Annotated in this window: 16 protein-coding genes and 1 riboswitch; of the genes, 4 read left to right on the top strand and 12 right to left on the bottom strand. The window is 33.1% G+C overall.

The window, feature by feature from the left end; all coding sequences use genetic code 11:
* Positions 1-3 precede the first annotated feature (3 nt).
* The 12 genes from AB3G36_RS11785 to AB3G36_RS11730 form a co-directional block, all read right to left on the bottom strand.
* Entirely contained in the window at positions 4-2031 is a 2028-nt protein-coding gene (locus tag AB3G36_RS11785; RefSeq protein ID WP_367752978.1) for a hypothetical protein, read from the bottom strand.
* A gap of 70 nt (positions 2032-2101) precedes the next feature.
* A complete protein-coding gene (gene fabG / locus AB3G36_RS11780) occupies positions 2102-2848 on the bottom strand; it encodes a 3-oxoacyl-[acyl-carrier-protein] reductase (RefSeq protein ID WP_367752977.1) in 747 nt (248 codons plus the stop codon).
* A gap of 185 nt (positions 2849-3033) precedes the next feature.
* On the bottom strand, positions 3034-4356 hold the full coding sequence (locus AB3G36_RS11775) for a Na+/H+ antiporter NhaC family protein (RefSeq protein WP_367752976.1): 1323 nt from the start codon (positions 4354-4356) through the stop codon (positions 3034-3036).
* A gap of 59 nt (positions 4357-4415) precedes the next feature.
* A riboswitch (SAM-I-IV-variant riboswitch) is annotated at positions 4416-4512 on the bottom strand.
* A gap of 118 nt (positions 4513-4630) precedes the next feature.
* A complete protein-coding gene (locus AB3G36_RS11770; RefSeq protein ID WP_367752975.1) occupies positions 4631-5053 on the bottom strand; it encodes a hypothetical protein in 423 nt (140 codons plus the stop codon).
* Between the two features lie 88 nt (positions 5054-5141).
* Positions 5142-6014 (bottom strand): succinate--CoA ligase subunit alpha, encoded by an 873-nt coding sequence (sucD, locus tag AB3G36_RS11765; protein ID WP_367752974.1) that lies wholly within the window; start codon positions 6012-6014, stop codon positions 5142-5144.
* 84 nt (positions 6015-6098) lie between these two features.
* A complete protein-coding gene (locus AB3G36_RS11760) occupies positions 6099-6461 on the bottom strand; it encodes a nuclear transport factor 2 family protein (RefSeq protein WP_367752972.1) in 363 nt (120 codons plus the stop codon).
* A 2-nt stretch (positions 6462-6463) separates the two neighbouring features.
* Complete coding sequence (locus AB3G36_RS11755) at positions 6464-7393, bottom strand: UDP-3-O-(3-hydroxymyristoyl)glucosamine N-acyltransferase (protein ID WP_367752970.1); 930 nt, start codon at positions 7391-7393, stop codon at positions 6464-6466.
* A gap of 78 nt (positions 7394-7471) precedes the next feature.
* Positions 7472-8038, bottom strand: a complete 567-nt coding sequence (efp, locus tag AB3G36_RS11750) for an elongation factor P (RefSeq protein ID WP_367752968.1) — start codon at positions 8036-8038, stop codon at positions 7472-7474.
* Between the two features lie 121 nt (positions 8039-8159).
* Entirely contained in the window at positions 8160-8945 is a 786-nt protein-coding gene (gene lpxA / locus AB3G36_RS11745; RefSeq protein ID WP_367752966.1) for an acyl-ACP--UDP-N-acetylglucosamine O-acyltransferase, read from the bottom strand.
* A 78-nt stretch (positions 8946-9023) separates the two neighbouring features.
* Positions 9024-10412, bottom strand: a complete 1389-nt coding sequence (locus tag AB3G36_RS11740; RefSeq protein ID WP_367752964.1) for a bifunctional UDP-3-O-[3-hydroxymyristoyl] N-acetylglucosamine deacetylase/3-hydroxyacyl-ACP dehydratase — start codon at positions 10410-10412, stop codon at positions 9024-9026.
* Entirely contained in the window at positions 10405-11448 is a 1044-nt protein-coding gene (gene lpxD, locus AB3G36_RS11735) for a UDP-3-O-(3-hydroxymyristoyl)glucosamine N-acyltransferase (RefSeq protein WP_367752962.1), read from the bottom strand. Before lpxD ends, AB3G36_RS11740 begins: the two co-directional genes overlap by 8 nt.
* Before the next feature lie 39 nt (positions 11449-11487).
* On the bottom strand, positions 11488-12717 hold the full coding sequence (locus AB3G36_RS11730; RefSeq protein ID WP_367752960.1) for an HD domain-containing protein: 1230 nt from the start codon (positions 12715-12717) through the stop codon (positions 11488-11490).
* A 214-nt stretch (positions 12718-12931) separates the two neighbouring features.
* Here AB3G36_RS11730 and AB3G36_RS11725 point away from each other — a divergent pair, with 214 nt between their 5' ends.
* Genes AB3G36_RS11725 through AB3G36_RS11710 form a run of 4 tightly spaced genes read left to right on the top strand, consistent with a single transcriptional unit; the run spans position 12932 to position 19157 of the window.
* Complete coding sequence (locus AB3G36_RS11725) at positions 12932-13426, top strand: GbsR/MarR family transcriptional regulator (RefSeq protein ID WP_367752958.1); 495 nt, start codon at positions 12932-12934, stop codon at positions 13424-13426.
* A 30-nt stretch (positions 13427-13456) separates the two neighbouring features.
* A complete protein-coding gene (locus tag AB3G36_RS11720; protein ID WP_367752956.1) occupies positions 13457-14563 on the top strand; it encodes an efflux RND transporter periplasmic adaptor subunit in 1107 nt (368 codons plus the stop codon).
* 33 nt (positions 14564-14596) lie between these two features.
* Complete coding sequence (locus AB3G36_RS11715; RefSeq protein ID WP_367752954.1) at positions 14597-17767, top strand: efflux RND transporter permease subunit; 3171 nt, start codon at positions 14597-14599, stop codon at positions 17765-17767.
* Positions 17757-19157 carry an efflux transporter outer membrane subunit gene (locus AB3G36_RS11710; protein WP_367752952.1) on the top strand — a complete coding sequence of 467 codons (1401 nt, stop codon included), beginning with the start codon at positions 17757-17759 and terminating at the stop codon, positions 19155-19157. The genes AB3G36_RS11715 and AB3G36_RS11710 overlap by 11 nt, the downstream gene beginning before the upstream one ends.
* Positions 19158-19216 lie beyond the last annotated feature (59 nt).

Below are 19216 nucleotides of genomic sequence, written 5' to 3'. Positions count from 1 at the left end.
AATTTACAATAAACCATTGTATTTCCTAACAAACCATTCCGTAGAAAGGAAAATTACAATCAAAACTAACATCCAATACCAGTCGATTAATGGAGAACGAGTCGCATTATTTTTTTGAATGGATTTATAACTTTCATCTGCAAGAAGTGACTTTATTAATTGATTCACTTGATCCGAAAAATAAGCTTGTCCCTTTGTGTTCGCAGCTAATTGCTGCAACTTATCTACATCAGGATTGACAAATTGTTTTTCAATATCAAAATCTAATATTTCAAAATGACTGGAATAACTTGTTTTAGAATTCAGTTCAGTCACTCTAAAATTATAGTTGCCTGCTGCCAGTCCGTCTAGATTTACTTTATAGGCATTATTGCTTTTCAATAAATCATAGTTTTTAGTTTGCTTCGTTTTTGTGTTCTCCAATGCAATTGTTAAACGCGCTTTATCGTCAAATTCATAATTCTTATTAAAGTACTGAGCAGTAATTTCAATGGATTCTCCTGAATTATAAAAAGTTTCATGATTAACAACCAATGATTTCTTAGAATTATTAGATGCCAAAAACTGAATTACCTTATCAATAAAAAGATCGTATTTGTCAAATGAGTCGCTATCTACGTGACTTTGTAATCTCCATTTCCAACTATTTTCACCCAATAAGTAGGCCGAGCGTTTTCCTTGATTTTCAGAGAACGTCAATAAAGGAGCGTTTGTTTCAATGTTTCTTATTTTTGAAGAAAGTAATACCGAAACCAGTCCGTTCACAGTAACTTTTCCATAGGTATTTTCCAAGGGAGGGAAATTTTCAAATCCAATATTATCTGTCGCAAAGAGATTGAATTGGGAATTAAAGCTAGCCAAATAATCTTCTTTTTGGCTACTCATTTTAAAATCAAAATTGCTTTGCTGTTGATTTAAAAAAGCAAAATCAGTATGCGTTCCTGTGATAATAAAAGTATTGATTCCAGCTAATTTATTTTCATCAAATACTTTTTTAAATGCAGCTGTTGGCTGGTATAACATTAAAATAGTAAAATCACGTAACGAATTGATTTCTTTAGGATTAATCACCGTTACTTTACGTTGTGAATTAGATTCAATTGCTCTTTTAAATGCTGCAATATCAGGATGATTGATTGCTGTAATTATAGCGATATTGGTCTTTTGATCAATTACTTCTACTGCAAATTTCTTCGTATTGTTATAGGTATTCACCTCTTTTTCTTTTGACGAAAGTGTCGCTTTAAACACTTGAGAACCTATTCTATTGGCAGGCAATAATACAGTAGCAACTGCTGTTTTTTTAGTAGCCGAAAAGGAAATATTTTGTTTACTTAAAATCGTGTTTCCTTGCGAAATGCTAAAATCAGCTATAGTATTTTTATCCCCTGAATATTGAAAAAATACTTCTACAGGAAATTTATTTTTATAAAATGCATATTTATTGACATTCAGCTGCGTGATTTTTAAATCCATCACTTTTGCAGTATCTCCTACAACTAATGGGAAAACTTTATTATTTGCATCAAAACTGTACACATATTTATTACCATTGGTTTGGTTTCCGTCTGTGATAATAACGGTTGGAAAAACTGCATTTTTATTGATGCTTCTTAAATCTTTAGCTATTGCATCTAAATTCGTTTGATGTCCTTTAAAATCAAATTTTTCCGAAGGTTCAAAATCAGCATCAAATCGATAGGACTGAACATCAAATTTATCTTGTAAATCGGTATTCGAAACTAAAGCTGTATATAATTCTTGCGCTTTATTATTCGCTTTAAGCGCTACAATTGAACTCGAATTATCAACTACAATAGGTAAAGGTGTTTTTACTATCTCTAAGGTACTTGTTGTTATAACTGGATTTATCAGCAACAATAATATCCCGAAAATGGAAGCAAAACGCAATAAAGCCAAAAACAAATTCAATTTTGATTTGTTTTTGGCTTTAAAATAATATTGAAAAAATGACAAACCTCCTGCAATTACTATAGAAAGTACTATCAAGAGAATCGTGTTTGTTGTCATTCTTTTTTATTTGATTAAAATTGAAGAAATTAAAGATTGAAAAATTTGAGAATCTTTAAATTTTTAAATCTTAAGTAAGCATTCCTCCACATACATTCAATACTTGCCCAGAGATATAAGAACTCATATCTGAAGCTAAGAATAGACATGCATTAGCAACATCTTCAGTAGTACCACCACGTTTTAACGGAATTCCATCTCTCCATCCTTGAACCACATCGTCATTCAATTTGGCAGTCATTTCAGTTTCAATAAATCCAGGTGCAATCGCATTACAACGAATGTTACGAGAACCCAATTCTAATGCTACTGATTTAGTAAAACCAATAACTCCAGCCTTAGAAGCCGCATAATTCGTTTGTCCCGCATTTCCTTTTACCCCTACTACACTACTCATATTGATGATAGAACCTGCACGTTTTTTCAAGAATGTTTTTTGAACTGCCTTAGTCATATTGAAAACCGACTTCAAATTCACATCAATTACTTTGTCAAAATCCTCTTCAGACATACGCATTAGCAAATTATCCTTTGTAATTCCAGCGTTATTGATTAAAATATCAACAGTACCAAATTCAGCAATTACAGCTTCAACCATAGTTTGCGCTTCATTAAAATCAGCGGCATTTGATTGGTATCCTTTCGCTTTTATTCCCAAAGCATTCAATTCATTTTCTAATGCTAAAGCCGATTCTACAGATGAACTGTAAGTAAACGCAACATTTGCACCGTGTTTTGCAAAAACCTCTGCAATTCCTTTTCCAATTCCACGACTTGCGCCTGTTATAATGGCCACTTTTCCTTCTAGTAATTTCATATTCGAAAATTAGTTTAATTTTTATTTGAAGCTATTCCCGCTATTCGCTTCAATCTTTTATGTTTTAAAGAAAAACATAAAAGGATTTCCACTACTATCAGGGCTATCTTAGAGTCGTCAAATATAGAATAATTCCTTTTTTAAAAAAAATTTCAAATTCAATAACATTATAAATCGAACCGATTTTAAATATCTAAAAATCGTTTTACTAATTTATCCCAAAATGAACTATAAATCGCTACCAAAGTAAAAATAAATAAAAATAGATGATACCACGCATTCCCAAGCAAATCCATAAAATCAAGTTTCCCATTAGCAAAACTTAAAATCAAAAGTACTTGCGCACCATAAGGCAAAATTCCTTGAATAACACAGGAAAAAATATCAAGAATAGCGGCTGTTTTTTTAGAACTTAAATTGTATTCGTCGTTAATTTCCTTGGCAATTCCTCCAGTAATCACAATTGAAACCGTATTATTAGCAATAGCTACATTGGTAAAACCCACTAAAGCCCCAATCCCCGCTTGGGCTGATTTTTTACTCTTAATGCGTTTTTTTATTTGGTACAATAAAAAATCAATACCTCCAGCCTTATCCACCATAGCGGCTAAACCTCCAGTCAGCATCGATAGCAAAAAGATTTCGGTCATACTGGTGAATCCTTCATAAATTTTTCGCGCAAATTCCATTAACGTAAAATGATTTCCAAAATACCCAATTAATCCAGCCAATATAGTTCCAATAATCAAGGTAGAAAATACATCAACACCAACCAATGCAAGTACAATTACTAAAATATAAGGTACAATTGCAATCCATTCAAAACTTGTTTTAGGAATAGCTACTGCAGTAATATCAGAATTCAATCCCAAATAAAAGAATACTGCGATTGTTATAATAGCAGCAGGAAAAGCAATGAATAAATTGATTTTAAATTTATCTTTCAATTCACAACCTAAGGATTGTGTCGCAGCAATTGTCGTATCGGAAATCATAGATAAATTATCACCTAACATGGAACCTCCTAATAAAGCACCAGCAATCAAAGGCAATGAAGCGCCACTAGAATTAGCCAAATCAACTGCAATTGGCCCAATTGCCACAATTGCACCTACAGAAGTTCCTGTAGCTGTTGATAAAAAAGCGGCTATCAAAAAGATCCCCAACGGAAAGTAAGCCACATCTACAGTATTAATTCCAAGACTTACCACGGCATCAACACCTCCCATTGCTTTACTAACCACTGCAAAAGCACCTGCTAATAGATAAATCAAACACATAGTCATAATTTTACTCTCTCCGCAACCTGCAATCAAGGTGGTTACTTTTTCATCAGCTGAACCTTTAAACAGTAAAAAAGCAGCAATAATTCCAATTAAAACCGCTATTGGAGCAGGTAAAGCATAAAAGTCATCAAGCCAAATTCCAGCTCCTAAAAAAGTAAAAATAAAAATCAATAAAGGAATTAAAGCGTAAGCACTTCCCCTTTTTTTCAATAAATGAGTCATAAATCAGTTTTAAAAATGATAGTATTATGACGAAAACTAAAGCAAAAAAAATGGGAATGTAAAACAACATTTTTTCCAAAGGATTTGGCTTATCGTTTTAGCACCTTGCTCGTTGTTGCAGGTTGCTATCTCATTATGAGATTCGTGATAACGGCTGCAAAAGTAAATATTATTTTATATAAAAAGCAATAGTAAAGTAGATTTTATAATTTAAAACCAAAAAAGCCTTACCGAAGTAAAGCTTTTTATAATTAAATTATAATTTTGTAACTGACTAGAAAGCCACATTCCATTTTGGTAATCTTCCATTTTCATCTAAGAAGTTTTGTAAAACTTGTCCTTCTACAGATGTTGGAATCCCTTTAGATTTCTCGTTGAAAGTTTCGTACCAAACCACTTCCAAAGTGCTAATATCCTCTTTTACCATTTGTGTTGGCCAAGAATATTTTCTTCCTGTTTTTGCAAACTGGTGTCCTTCAACAATCTTTTCTTTCAAACCACCATTTTTGATTTTCAAAGACCCATCGTTTTGAACAGTTCCTGTAGAACCCACCATGATTAACTCTTTTTCATCTGCAACTGCATAAACCAAAAATACACCACTTCCTTCAGAAGCGTTACATACTTGCTCTAAGCTATCGTCTGCTGTAAAAGTGAAGCTATCGCTTACCTTAAACTTTTTTAATTCTTTGTACATCTTTCTTTTGTATTAATATTAAATAAAATGCCTCACAAAAAAAGTGAGGCATTTTTATAATGACTTGAAATCACCACTAATTTTTCAATTATCCGATAACTTCTTTTACTTTTTTTCCAATTTCAGCTGGAGAATCTACAACGTGAATTCCACATTCTCTCATGATTTGTTTTTTAGCTTCAGCAGTATCATCTGATCCACCAACAATAGCACCTGCATGACCCATTGTACGACCCGCTGGAGCAGTAACTCCCGCAATAAATCCTACAACTGGTTTACGGTTACCATCAGCCTTAATCCAATGAGCAGCATCGGCTTCTAATTGACCACCTATCTCACCTATCATAACGATACATTCTGTTTCTGGGTCATTCATCAATAATTCAACTGCTTCTTTAGTAGTAGTTCCAATGATTGGGTCTCCACCAATACCAATTGCAGTCGTAATTCCTAATCCTTGTTTTACAACTTGGTCAGCCGCTTCATATGTTAATGTTCCTGATTTAGAAACAATACCTACAGTTCCTTTTTTAAATACAAAACCTGGCATAATACCAACTTTAGCTTCACCAGGAGTAATGATACCAGGACAGTTAGGACCTATTAACCTAGCATTTCTTTCTTTTACGTAAGCATTTGCTTTGATCATATCAGCTACAGGAATTCCCTCTGTAATAGCGATAATTACTTTTATTCCAGCATCAGCAGCTTCCATAATTGCGTCCGCAGCAAAAGCAGGTGGTACAAAAATGATTGTTGTGTCAGCACCAGCTTGTTCAACTGCATCTTTTACAGTATTGAAAACAGGTCTGTCTAGATGAGTTGATCCTCCTTTACCTGGAGTAACACCACCAACTACGTTTGTACCGTACTCAATCATTTGAGAAGCATGGAAAGTTCCTTCGCTTCCTGTAAATCCTTGAACAATTATTTTGGAATCTTTATTAACTAAAACACTCATGATATATATTTTATGTGATTTTTAAAATTGTGATGCAAAAGTAAGGTTTTGAAAATTATTTTTAGCCCTTTATTATCAAATAAATTAGGATAATTGACTCATTTGATAACCTCTATATAATTTATTGTCTTTTATTTGCCAAATTGCAATAAAATGGGCCAATAACATTTCTTCTCTAGGGTTCTCTATTGTTTTTACAAAATGAGAATAACGAACCGTAACCATATCATTTTCTGAAACGATATGACTTATTCTTACTTTCGAACGAACATACGCTTTACTCAAATCATTAGAGAGACTCAATAAAGAATCATAATCCAACTGGATAAATCCTTTACTACTATTCCAATCTACAATGATATCAGAATGCAAATAATCTTTTAAAATGTCACTATCAATTAGTGCATCTGATTTGTAAAACTTTTGAATAATTTCTTTTGCCGACATAATTATTTCAATTTATTGAGTATCTCAGGTATTCTTTTAATATTGGCCAGTTGTTTCAACTTCTCTCTAGATTCTTCAATTGGTGTACCGAAATAAGTTTTGCCCCCTTCTACCGATTTAGTCACTCCAGTTTGCCCTAAAATTACTGCTTTTTCTCCAATTGTGATGCCACTAGTGGTTCCTACTTGTCCCCAAATCGTAACTTCATCTTTAATAATTACACATCCTGCAATTCCAGTTTGTGAAGCGATAAGACATTTTTTTCCAATCACGGTATCATGACCTACATGTACTTGATTGTCAATTTTTGTTCCTTCTCCAATGATTGTATCACCTGTAACCCCCTTGTCAATTGTACAAAGTGCACCTATACCAACATTGTCTTTAATTACAACTCTACCACCCGAAAGTAATTGATCAAAACCATCTTCACGTTTCTTATAGTAAAAAGCGTCAGCTCCCAAAATTGTACCTGCGTGAATAATTACATTGTCGCCAATAACTGTATGATCGTAAATCGAAACATTAGAATGAATCAAGCAGTTTTTTCCAATTTTAACATGATTACCTACAAAACTATTTGGCTGTACGACAGTACCTTGCCCAATTGTAGCTGAAGTAGAAATCGAAGCGTTTGAAAATTGAAAAGGTTTGAAATGTTTTGTTAAAGTATTAAAATCTCTAAACGGGTCATCAGAAATTAACAATGCTTTTCCAGGAGGACAATCTACTTTTTTATTTATTAAAATGATAGTTGCTGCTGAATTTAATGCTTTATCATAATACTTAGGATGATCAACAAAAACAATATCACCGCGTTCAACAACATGAATTTCATTCATTCCTAAAACTTCAAAATTGTCATTGCCAACATATTCGCATTGAAGCAAATTTGCAATTTCAAGTAAAGATTGTGCCTGTGTAAATTTCATTTATTTATTTTTAGTCTTTGCTTTCAATCACTAATTAAACGCAGCAATTAGTGATTGAAAACTAAAAACGTATAAAAATTATTCCTTAACACGCTCCATGTATGAACCTGAAGCTGTATCTATTTTAATTTTATCTCCTTCGTTAATGAATAAAGGTACATTTACTGTCGCTCCAGTTTCTACCGTAGCCGATTTTGTAGCATTTGTAGCTGTATTTCCTTTAATTCCTGGTTCAGCATATGTTACTTCAAGTACTACAGATGCAGGCATATCTACTGAAAGAGGCAAGTCAGTTTCAGTATTAATACTAACCATTACGCTTTCACCTTCTTTCAATAAGTCTGGTGAATCCAAGATGTTTTTATTCAAAGATATTTGTTCGAATGTCTCTGTATTCATAAAGTGAAAGTCATCTCCTTCTGGATATAAATATTGAAATTTATGATTTTCAACACGTACTTCTTCAATTTTATGTCCTGCAGAAAATGTATTATCCAATACTTTTCCATTACTCAAACTTCTCAATTTGGTTCTTACAAATGCAGGTCCTTTACCTGGTTTAACATGAAGAAATTCAATGATTTTGTAAATATCATTATTGTACTTAATACATAATCCGTTTTTGATGTCTGATGTAGATGCCATTTTATTTTTGTTTTTTCTCCATTTCAGCCCTTTCTTAAGTGAAGGGAAACTGGATGGAAGTGTGTTACTTATTGTTTATATTTTTATCTATACCTCCACAAACTAGCAGGAGGACTAGGTCTTAATAATTCCCGGTATATCCTTTCATTACACCACGAGACGAATTTCTGATAAAATCTAATATTTCATCACGCTCCGGAGTTGCTTCCATTTCCGCTTCAATAATTCCAATTGCTTGGGTTGTATTATAGTTTTTTTGGTATAAAATTCTATAAATATCTTGAATTTCTTTTATTTTCTCCGTTGTAAAACCTCTTCTTCTTAATCCTACTGAGTTAATTCCAACATAAGATAAAGGTTCTTTAGCAGCTTTTGTAAAAGGAGGAACATCTTTCCTCACTAATGAACCACCCGAAATCATCGCATGATCTCCAATATGAATAAACTGATGAATAGCAGCTAAACCACCTATAACGGCAAATTTCCCAACCGTAACATGTCCAGCTAATGCAACACCGTTAACGATAATTGCATTATCGCCAATGTGACAATCATGCGCAATATGTGCTGTAGCCATAACTAAACAATTGTTCCCAAGGGTTGTTTGACCTGAAGCAATTGTTCCTCTATTAATGGTGACACATTCTCTTATAGTACAATTATCACCTATTATTGCTAAAGATTCTTCTCCACCAAATTTTAAATCCTGCGGTACTGCAGATATTACTGCACCAGGAAATATATTGCAATTTTTTCCTATTCTTGCGCCTTCCATAATGGTAACATTAGAACCTATCCAAGTTCCATCACCAATAACAACATTATTGTGAATGGTTGTAAAAGGCTCTATTACAACATTTTTGGCGATTTTAGCGCCAGGATGAACATATGCTAAGGGTTGATTCATCTGCTTTTTTTTATATTAGTATTTTCAGAATAATAAACTCCAGATAATTGATTTAGAGTATTTATTCTAATTTAATTTTTATTGCTTTTTGGCAATCTGAGCCATTAATTCTGCTTCTGCAACTAATTTACCGTTTGCATAAGCATTGGCTTGCATATGACAAATCCCTCTTCTAATCGGTGTGATTAAATCACATTTGAAAATCAAAGTATCACCTGGTAATACCTTATGTTTGAATTTAACATTATCTATTTTCATAAAGTAAGTCAAATAATTTTCAGGATCTGGAACTGTACTTAAAACTAATATTCCTCCTGTTTGTGCCATAGCTTCCACTATTAAAACCCCTGGCATTACAGGCGCTTCTGGAAAATGTCCAACGAAAAAATTCTCGTTCATTGTAACATTTTTCATACCTACAACATGACTTTCAGACATTTCAATAATCCTGTCTATCAATAAAAAGGGAGGTCTATGAGGAAGTACTGCCATGATTTTATGAATATCCATCAAAGGATCCAAATTTAAATCATATACAGGAACATAATTTCTTTGTTCTATTTTTATAATTTTAGCCATTTTTTTAGCAAACTGAGTGTTTACAAAATGTCCAGGCTTATTTGCAATTACTTTACCTTGAATTTTGGTTCCAATTAAAGCTAAATCACCAACAACGTCAAGTAGTTTATGTCTTGCTGCTTCATTTGGATAATGCAAGGTAAGATTATCTAGTATACCATTTGGTTTAACATTTATAACGTCTTTTCCAAATGCTATTTTTAAATTTTCCATCGTAGCCGCAGATATTTCTTTATCAACGTACACAATAGCATTATTCAAATCACCACCTTTAATAAGTCCGTTATCCAACAAAGCCTCTAGTTCATGTAAAAAACTAAAAGTTCTTGATTCCGATATTTCTGTTTTAAAATCAGAAATATTTTTCATGTTGGCGTTTTGGGTTCCTAAAATTTTAGTCCCAAAATCTACCATTGTTGTAACACTATAGTGATCACTTGGCATAATCAAAATCTCACTACCCGATTCTTCGTCAGTGAAAGAAATAACTTCTTTTACCACATAAATGTTTCGCTTAGAATTTTGTTCTTCAATTCCCGCTTTTTCGAGAGCTTCAACAAAATACTTAGACGACCCATCCATAATTGGAAGTTCTGAGGCATTTAGTTCAATTATTACATTATCCAAATCACAACCAACTAATGCCGCCAATACATGCTCAGGAGTTTGAACTTTAACTCCAAGTTTCTCTAAATTAGTACCTCTTTGTGTATTAACTACATAATTAGCATCTGCTTCAACAACTGGCTGTCCTTCTAGATCTACTCTAACAAAAGTAAAACCATTATTAACTGGAGCAGGTTTAAAGGTCATTTTGACTTCTTTCCCTGTGTGTAATCCAACTCCAGTTAGCGAGATTTCTGTTTTGATGGTTTTTTGTTTAACCATTGTTTCCATTTTTTTGGTTTAATATTTGTTTTTTTAACTCTTCTATTTCTGCAACAATTTTCGGTAAATTTCTGAAATGTACATATGATTTACTAAAATCATTGTATCCAAATGCTGGACTTCCCTGCAAAACCTCATTGTCTTTTATATTTCTTCCTACACCTGCTTGAGCTTGAATGCGAACATTATCACCAATGGTTAAATGCCCTACAATCCCTACTTGCCCACCAATCATTCCGTTTTTTCCGATTTTGGTAGAACCTGCAATTCCCGTTTGAGCGGCAATTACGGTATTCTCTCCTATTTCTACATTATGGGCAACTTGAATTTGATTGTCTAGTTTAACTCCTTTTCTTATAATTGTAGAACCCATTGTCGCTCTATCAATTGTTGTACAAGAACCTATATCAACATCATCCTCAATAATTACGTTGCCTATTTGAGGTATCTTCTTAAAAGTTCCATCTGTATTTGGAGCAAATCCAAATCCATCTGCGCCAATAATTACTCCTGAATGGATGGTGCAATTATTACCAATTTCAGTTTCCGAATATATTTTTGCACCAGCAAAAATAGTGACATTATCTTTAATGACAACATTATCTCCGATAAAACAATTGGGATAAATTTTCACATTAGTCCCTAGAGTAACATTAGCTCCTATATAACTAAAACTTCCCAAATATAAGTTTTCACCATATTTAGTGTTTTCTGGCAATACTGAAGGTTGCTCCACTCCTATTTTATTGCCTTTTGCTTCAGCATAAAATTCTAATAATTTTGAAAAAGATAAGTAGGCATCGTCTACTTTTATTAAGGTAGTTTTTAATTCTGATTCTGGAATAAAGGATTTGTTTACTATGGTAATGGTTGCCTCTGTGGTATAAATATAATTATTATATTTTGGATTTGCCAAAAAAGTTAAAGAACCTTCTTTACCTTCTTCTATCTTAGATAACTCAGATACTTGAGCATTGAGATTGCCAATAACTTCACCTTCCAAAATTCCCGCTATTTGTTCTGCTGTAAATTTCATTGCGACAAAAATATAAAAAAATAGATTTTAAATGTTCATTTACATCAGTTGTTTTGGGAAACAGATGTAATATTTAGTAACTGATTTCGATAATGATTTTAAATTCAACTGGTCAGATGATTCAATTACATCTTCAACTGTTCGATCTTTTTTCAAAATTCGTATGGGTTCTGCTTCTTTGCTATATGCTTGATTTTTTATTTTACCTTTAAAAATAAAATAATTAGTTTCTAACAAACTAATGTTATTTTCCAATGCAAAGCGCTCTTTTAAAGGGTGTAAATCTTCAGTAGGCACTTTTTCACTTGTTAATTTTATTTTCAATAAATCCCTATTGATAATCATTTTACTCAAAGAAGACAAAATAAAATCATCCTCATGTTGCCATGCCTTTAGTGCACTTATTATATCAAAATCATCGAGCTGTGAAAATAAATTCAAAATTTCAGTATCAAATGCATCTAATGTAATTTTATTTTGAAGAAAAAACTGCAAGGGTTTACTACAAGGCAATATAGTTCCTTTTAAAGTTAATTCTTTAGCTCGCTTTAAAATTTTGGTTAAAATTAACTCAGCTACTAAACTGGTTTTATGCAAATAAGCTTGCCAATACATTAAACGTCGGGACATTAAGAATTTCTCCACTGAGTAAATTCCTTTTTCTTCGATTACCAAAACATCATCCACTACATTCATCATTTGGATCAATCGCTCCGAATTTACATTCCCTTCGGCAACTCCAGAATAAAAACTGTCTCGTTTTAAATAATCCATTCGATCCATGTCTAACTGACTTGAAATAAGCTGCAACATGAATTTTCTATGATAATCCCCTTCAAAAACTTGAATAGCTAAACTCAACTGACCTTTAAACTCACTATTTAATTGATGCATAAATAACAATGAAATTTCTTCATGATGCACATCTTCAACAATGCTTCTTTCCATAGCATGTGAAAAAGGACCATGCCCAATATCATGTAATAAAATAGCAATATATAATGCATTTTCTTCTTCTTGAGATATAGAAACTCCTTTAAAACGCAATACATCAACCGCTTTTTGCATCAAATGCATACAACCTAAAGCATGATGAAAACGGGTATGATTGGCTCCTGGATAGACTAAATAGGATAATCCCATTTGAGAGATGCGTCGAAGTCTTTGAAAATAAGGGTGCTGTATTAAATCGTAAATTAATGCGTTGGGTATGCTAATGAAACCATAAATGGGATCATTGAATATCTTTAGTTTATTGATTTGACTCACTAGAAGTTAATTTTTTAAGGAACAAATATAAGTAAATTAGATTTTATAATTTACAGCCTATAGATACATACTTTATAACCCTATAAATTATCAATTTCGTATTTATTTCCATCTAAATTAACAACATAAAAATAGTGTATTAAAATTAACATAATTTTAAGTTCGATTAGTTCGGTGTTTTATGAACCAATATTACATTTGTAAAAAAATTAACATGGATATTCAGAAAGAAAAAAATGAACTAAAAGAAATGTTTGGTGTTCATTTTGAAAAACTTTATAACATTCCACCTTTAGCATCACGCATTCTTGGTACACTCATAATTGATGGCTGTAAATCTGGACTAACATTTGAGACTCTTGTTGAAACAATGGGCGCTAGTAAAAGTTCGATTTCAACTAATTTAAATTTACTCTTAAAAATGGAAAAGATTACCTATTTCACCATAACGGGAGATCGTAAAAAGTACTTTAAGGCCGCTAATTTAAGTAAGCGCTTAGAAAACTATCTGAGATTAATTGATTCTGAAATGACCATTGTAAACCGAATGATTATTTATAGAGAACATACCGCATCTTGTCCAGCTGAGAGATGCAATCTGGAAAATACAAAAGCCTATAAAACCCATTTAAATGAGGTTGAAAGATCGATTAAAAAAACAATTGAAGAATTTAAAACAAAAGAAACCAAAAATATAATCAATCAATAATAATTAATCCAAATCAGTAAATATTCACAGATGAAAAAAAAATATTTTATAAGTGCCGTTTTGTTATCCATAAGTTTGCTCTCCTGTAAAAAAGAAACCACTCAAACAGCTCCACCTGTTATGCCTTATAAGGTAGTTGAAATTGGTAAATCTGACACTTCTTTATTAGCAGAATACCCTGCAAGTCTAGAAGGGATTACAGATATAGATATTCGTGCAAAAGTAGATGGATATATTGAAAAAATATATGTACAAGAAGGACAAGAAGTTAAAAAAGGGCAATTACTTTTTAAACTAGAAACACAAACTGCTACCCAAGAAGCTGGGGCTGCAAAGGCTAAAGTTGCTGCTGCACAAGTTGAAGTAAGCCGTTTAAAACCATTAGTTGATCGTAATATAATTAGTGATGTACAACTAGAAACTGCCAAAGCAAATTTGGCAAGTGAAAAAAGTACCTACCAAAGTATAATTGCCAGAATTAATTATGCAACTATAAAAAGCCCCGTTAACGGAATTGTAGGCACTTTACCTTTACGTTTAGGAAGTTATGTAAGTAGCCAAACAGCAGAGCCATTAACTCGCATTTCAGATATTAGTACTATTTATGCTTATTTTTCAGTAAATGAAAAACAACAATTAGACATCATGATGAATGCTGAAGGTAAAACATTTCAAGAAAAAATCAACAAAATGGAAAAGGTAAATTTGATTTTGAGTAATGGTATGCCATATGAGCAAAAGGGTAAAATTGAAACTTTTAGTGGACAAGCCAATATGCAAACAGGTTCCTTTAATGTAAGAGCAAGTTTTCCAAATGGAAACAAATTATTGCGGTCAGGTGGCAGTGGAATTGTCCAAATCCCAACAAATTTAAAGGATGTTATTATAATCCCACAAAATGCTTCATTAGAATTACAAGACAAACGCATTGCTCTTATTGTAGATAAAGATAACAAAGTGAAAGCAGTGCCTATTGAAGTTCGTGCCATTCCTGGAGGTAAATTTTTTGTAGTAGACAGTGGATTAAATGTAAATGATAAAGTCCTTGTTGAGGGAGTTGGAATAGTTACTGAAGGAACGCTTATCAAACCTGAGGTAGTAGATTTTAATACTATAATCAATCCAACAAAAAAATAATTGACAAACTAACTATTGAATAAATAACAAAATATGTTTTCAAAATTCATTGACAGACCGGTATTGTCAACAGTGATATCTATTATCATCGTAATTTTGGGGGTTTTGGGGTTAATCTCGCTTCCAGTTTCACAATATCCAGAAATAGCACCACCTACTGTAACTGTAGCGGCAAATTATCAAGGAGCAAATGCCGAAGTTGTAATGAACTCGGTAGTAATTCCTTTAGAAGAACAAATTAATGGTGTTGAAGACATGACTTACATGACTTCAACATCAAATAATGATGGTTCAGCATCTATTAGTATCTATTTTAAATTAGGTACTAATCCTGATTTGGCAGCGGTGAATGTGCAAAATCGCGTTTCACGTGCAACGTCACTACTACCCCAAGAAGTTACTCGAGCGGGTGTTACAACATCAAAAAGACAAAGTGATAATATTTTGATTTTCTCACTTTATAGTGAAAATCCTGATTATGATGATACATTTCTTCAAAATTACGCCAACATTAATATTTTACCTAAAATTAAACGTGTAGCGGGAGTTGGAGAAGCTATGATTTTTGGTCAAAAAGACTACTCTATGCGTATTTGGTTAAAACCTGACGTTATGGGGGCTTACGGTCTAGTACCATCGGATATTACGGCGCTATTAGCGGAACAAAATATTGAAGCCGCTCCAGGACAATTGGGTGAAAATAGCGACCAATCTTTTCAATATACCTTAAAATACAAAGGACGTTTACAAAATATAAAAGAATTTGAAGAAATTATTGTTCGTTCAACTGAAAATGGAGAAATCCTTAAATTAGGTGATGTAGCAAGAATTGAATTGGGTGCTGTTAATTATGCGAGTGATGCCTATACAAACGGCAATAAATCAATAGCTATTGCCATTGCACAAACCGCAGGGTCTAATGCTCAAGAAGTAATTGAAGGGTCATTAAAAGTACTGAATCAAGCCGAACTGAATTTTCCAAAAGGAGTAAAATATGCTACATTAATTAATGCCAATGATTTCCTAGATGAGTCAATCACAAAAGTGATTCATACACTAATTGAGGCATTTTTACTAGTATTTATTGTCGTTTTTATCTTTTTACAAGATTGGAGATCAACTCTTATTCCTGCGATTTCCGTACCAGTAGCTATTTTAGGAACGTTCTTTTTCCTTAATTTATTTGGCTTTACCATTAACTTATTAACGTTATTTGCCTTAGTACTTGCGGTCGGAATTGTAGTGGATGATGCTATTGTAGTGGTGGAAGCCGTGCATGCCAAAATGGAAGCGGGTGAGCACAATCCTAAAAAAGCAGCTCACAGCGCCATGCAAGATATTAGTAGTGCAATTATATCCATTACTCTGGTAATGTCGGCTGTATTTATTCCTGTTTCTTTTATTAGTGGTTCTGCTGGAGTTTTCTACAAACAGTTTGGATTAACGCTAGCTGTTTCAATTGTATTGTCAGCTATTAACGCACTAACACTGTCTCCTGCATTATGTGCTATTTTCTTAAAAGAACACGATAAAAGTGCAAAGAAAAAAGGTTTCATGGAACGTTTTTATACCGCATTTAATACCGGATTTGAAACGACGACGGCTAAATACAAAAGATCTGTAGAGTTTTTTATAAAACGCAAATGGTTGGCTTTTTTAGGAATTGCTGTTTTTGCTGGAATTTTAATCTTATTATTAAATATCACACCAAAGGCTTTTGTCCCTGGTGAGGATACAGGAGCTATTCTTTCTGATGTTTCTCTTCCACCGGGTACTTCTTTACAAAGAACAGAAGAAGTGTTATTACAAATTGAAAATAAAGTAAAAGATATTCCTGAAATAAAAGAGGTACTTAGAATCTCTGGTCGAAGTTTAATCAGTGGTACGGGTAGCAACTACGGAATGGTAATTGTAAAATTGAAACCATGGGCGGAACGTAAAGATGCTAATCAAGAAATAACTGCAGTTGTTGCGGAATTATTTAAGCGAACAGCTGCCGTAAAAGATGCGAAAGTACTCTATTTTGCTCGTCCGACACTTGTTGGTTTTGGTTTTACCAATGGATTTGAATTTCAACTACAAGATCAAAAAGGAGGATCTATACAAGAGTTAAGCGAAGTAAACAATAAATTTTTGGCAGCATTAAACAGTCGACCAGAAATTAAATATGCAGCTACCTCATTTTCTCCAAATTACCCGCAATACCGAATTGATTTAAATGTTCCGCTTATAAAAAAATCGGGACTTACAGTCACTGATGTTTTAGGAACAATGCAAGGGTATTATGGTGGTGTATATGCTTCTAATTTCAACAAGTTTGGAAAACAATACCGAGTAGTATACCAATCAGATCCCGAATTCAGAAACAATCCTGAATCGCTAAACAAAGTTTTAGTTAGAAATAGTAGTGGACGTATGGCTCCTATTTCACAATTTGTGACTTTAGTAAAAGTGTTTGGACCTCAAGCTATAGACCGTTTCAATTTATTTACTTCTGTTAAAGTAACTGGAGCGCCAAATGATGGTTTCAGTACTGGTGATGCTATTAAAGCAGTTGAAGAAGTAGCTAGTCAAAACCTACCAGTTGGATATGGTTATGAATTTTCAGGAATGACGCGTGAAGAAATTAGTGCAGGTGGACAAACCTTGTATATTTTTATGCTGTGTCTAATCTTTGTTTACTTCTTACTTGCCGCTCAATATGAGAGTTATATGTTGCCATTTGCAGTATTAATATCGTTACCGATTGGTTTAGCAGGTGCTTACTTATTTGCTTATCTATTCAATGTAAGTAATAACATCTACTTGCAAATTACGCTTATTATGCTTATTGGATTGCTCGCTAAGAACGCCATTTTGATAGTAGAGTTTTCGGTTGATTCAAGAAGAAAAGGAATGACTATTGCTCAAGCAGCAATTCATGGCGCTGTTGCTCGTTTACGACCGATTTTAATGACATCATTTGCATTTATCTTTGGACTAATGCCACTTATGTTAGCTAAAGGAGCTGGAGCCGTAGGAAATAATGCTATTGGAACTGGAGCAATTGGAGGAATGTTAATAGGAACTATTTTTGGAGTATTTGTGATACCAGTATTGTTTATCGTTTTCCAAACATTACAAGAAAAAATTTCTACAAAACCGCTTCCTATAGAGAATCAGGGAACAGATGTTGCACTTTTAGATGAAAAAAATGAAAAATAATATATATAGAATCGCACTCTTAGGAGTGACGGCAGCACTAATGCAATCGTGTTTTGTTGCTAAAGATTACAAACGTCCAGAATTGAAAACAGAAAACTTGTATAGAAATGAAGTGGTGTCTACGGATACTGCTTCACTAGCGAATGTTTCTTGGGATAAAATTTTTACTGATCCTCTTTTGCAGGGTTATATTAAAAAAGGGTTAGAAAACAATTTAAACATTCGGATTGCCTTGCAAAATCTTGCTGCCGCACAAGCTACAATGAAGCAAGGACAAGCAGGTTACTTCCCTACTCTATCTGCTGGGACAGATTGGACACACAACAAAATTTCTAAAAACAGTCAGAATGGATCTTTCTTAACAGATTTAAATACCGATCAATACCAATTGACTGGAAATCTATCCTGGGAAGCTGATATTTGGGGAAAAATAAGAAGTAATAAAAGAGCAACTAATGCTGTCTACTTACAAACAACGGCAGCCAATCAAGCCATAAAAACGCAATTAATTGCTGATATAGCTTCTACTTATTACCAACTGCTTTCAGTTGATGCACAGATAAAAGTGGCTGAAGAAACTTTAATCAATAGAAACAAAAGTATCGAAACCATTTTAGCATTGAAAAAATCGGGGAATGTAACAGAAGTGGGGGTAAAACAAACAGAAGCTCAAAAATATGCGACCGAAATTATTATTGCTGATTTAAAAAATAGCATCATTATTTTAGAAAATACAATGAGCGCACTTTTAGGAGAAGCTTCGGGTAAAATTGAACGATCTACTTTTGAATCTCAAAAAATGCAACCTAGCATTACTACTGGTGTTCCTGCTAATTTATTGAGAAATAGACCTGATGTTATTGCTGCTGAGTACAACTTGATTAGTAATTTTGAGTTGACCAATGTGGCCAAAAGCGGTTTTTATCCTACCTTAAAAATTACTGCTATAGGCGGACTTCAAAGTATTGATTTAAAAGAATGGTTCAGTGCTAATTCTATCTTTGCCAATATTGTAACGGGGCTAACCCAACCTATTTTCAATCAAAGACAAGTTAGAACTAAGTTTGAAATAGCTAAAGCCAATCAGGAAAAAGCCTATTTGCAATTTGAACAATCCCTACTTACGGCTGGTAAAGAAGTTTCGGATGCACTGGCACAGTACAACAATGAAACTTATAAAATTACGGTTCGTGAGAAACAAGCGGATGCATTAACAAAAGCGGCCACTTTCTCTGATGAATTATTGACCTATGGTTTAGCCAATTATTTAGAAGTATTAACCTCTAAAAATGATGCTTTAAATGCTAAATTAAGTTTAGTAGATAATAAGTTCCAACAATATAAAGCTGTAATTCAATTGTACAAAGCCCTTGGAGGCGGATGGCAATAATAGAATTTCTAAAATACAATGTTTACTAATTCCGAAAAAGCCACTAAGTACTGTACTTA

It is taken from the genome of Flavobacterium sp. WC2430 (assembly GCF_040822075.1).
Lineage (GTDB): Bacteria > Bacteroidota > Bacteroidia > Flavobacteriales > Flavobacteriaceae > Flavobacterium.
The sequence above is the reverse complement of the archived record's forward strand: the minus strand, read 5'-3'. Positions and strand labels throughout refer to the sequence as shown.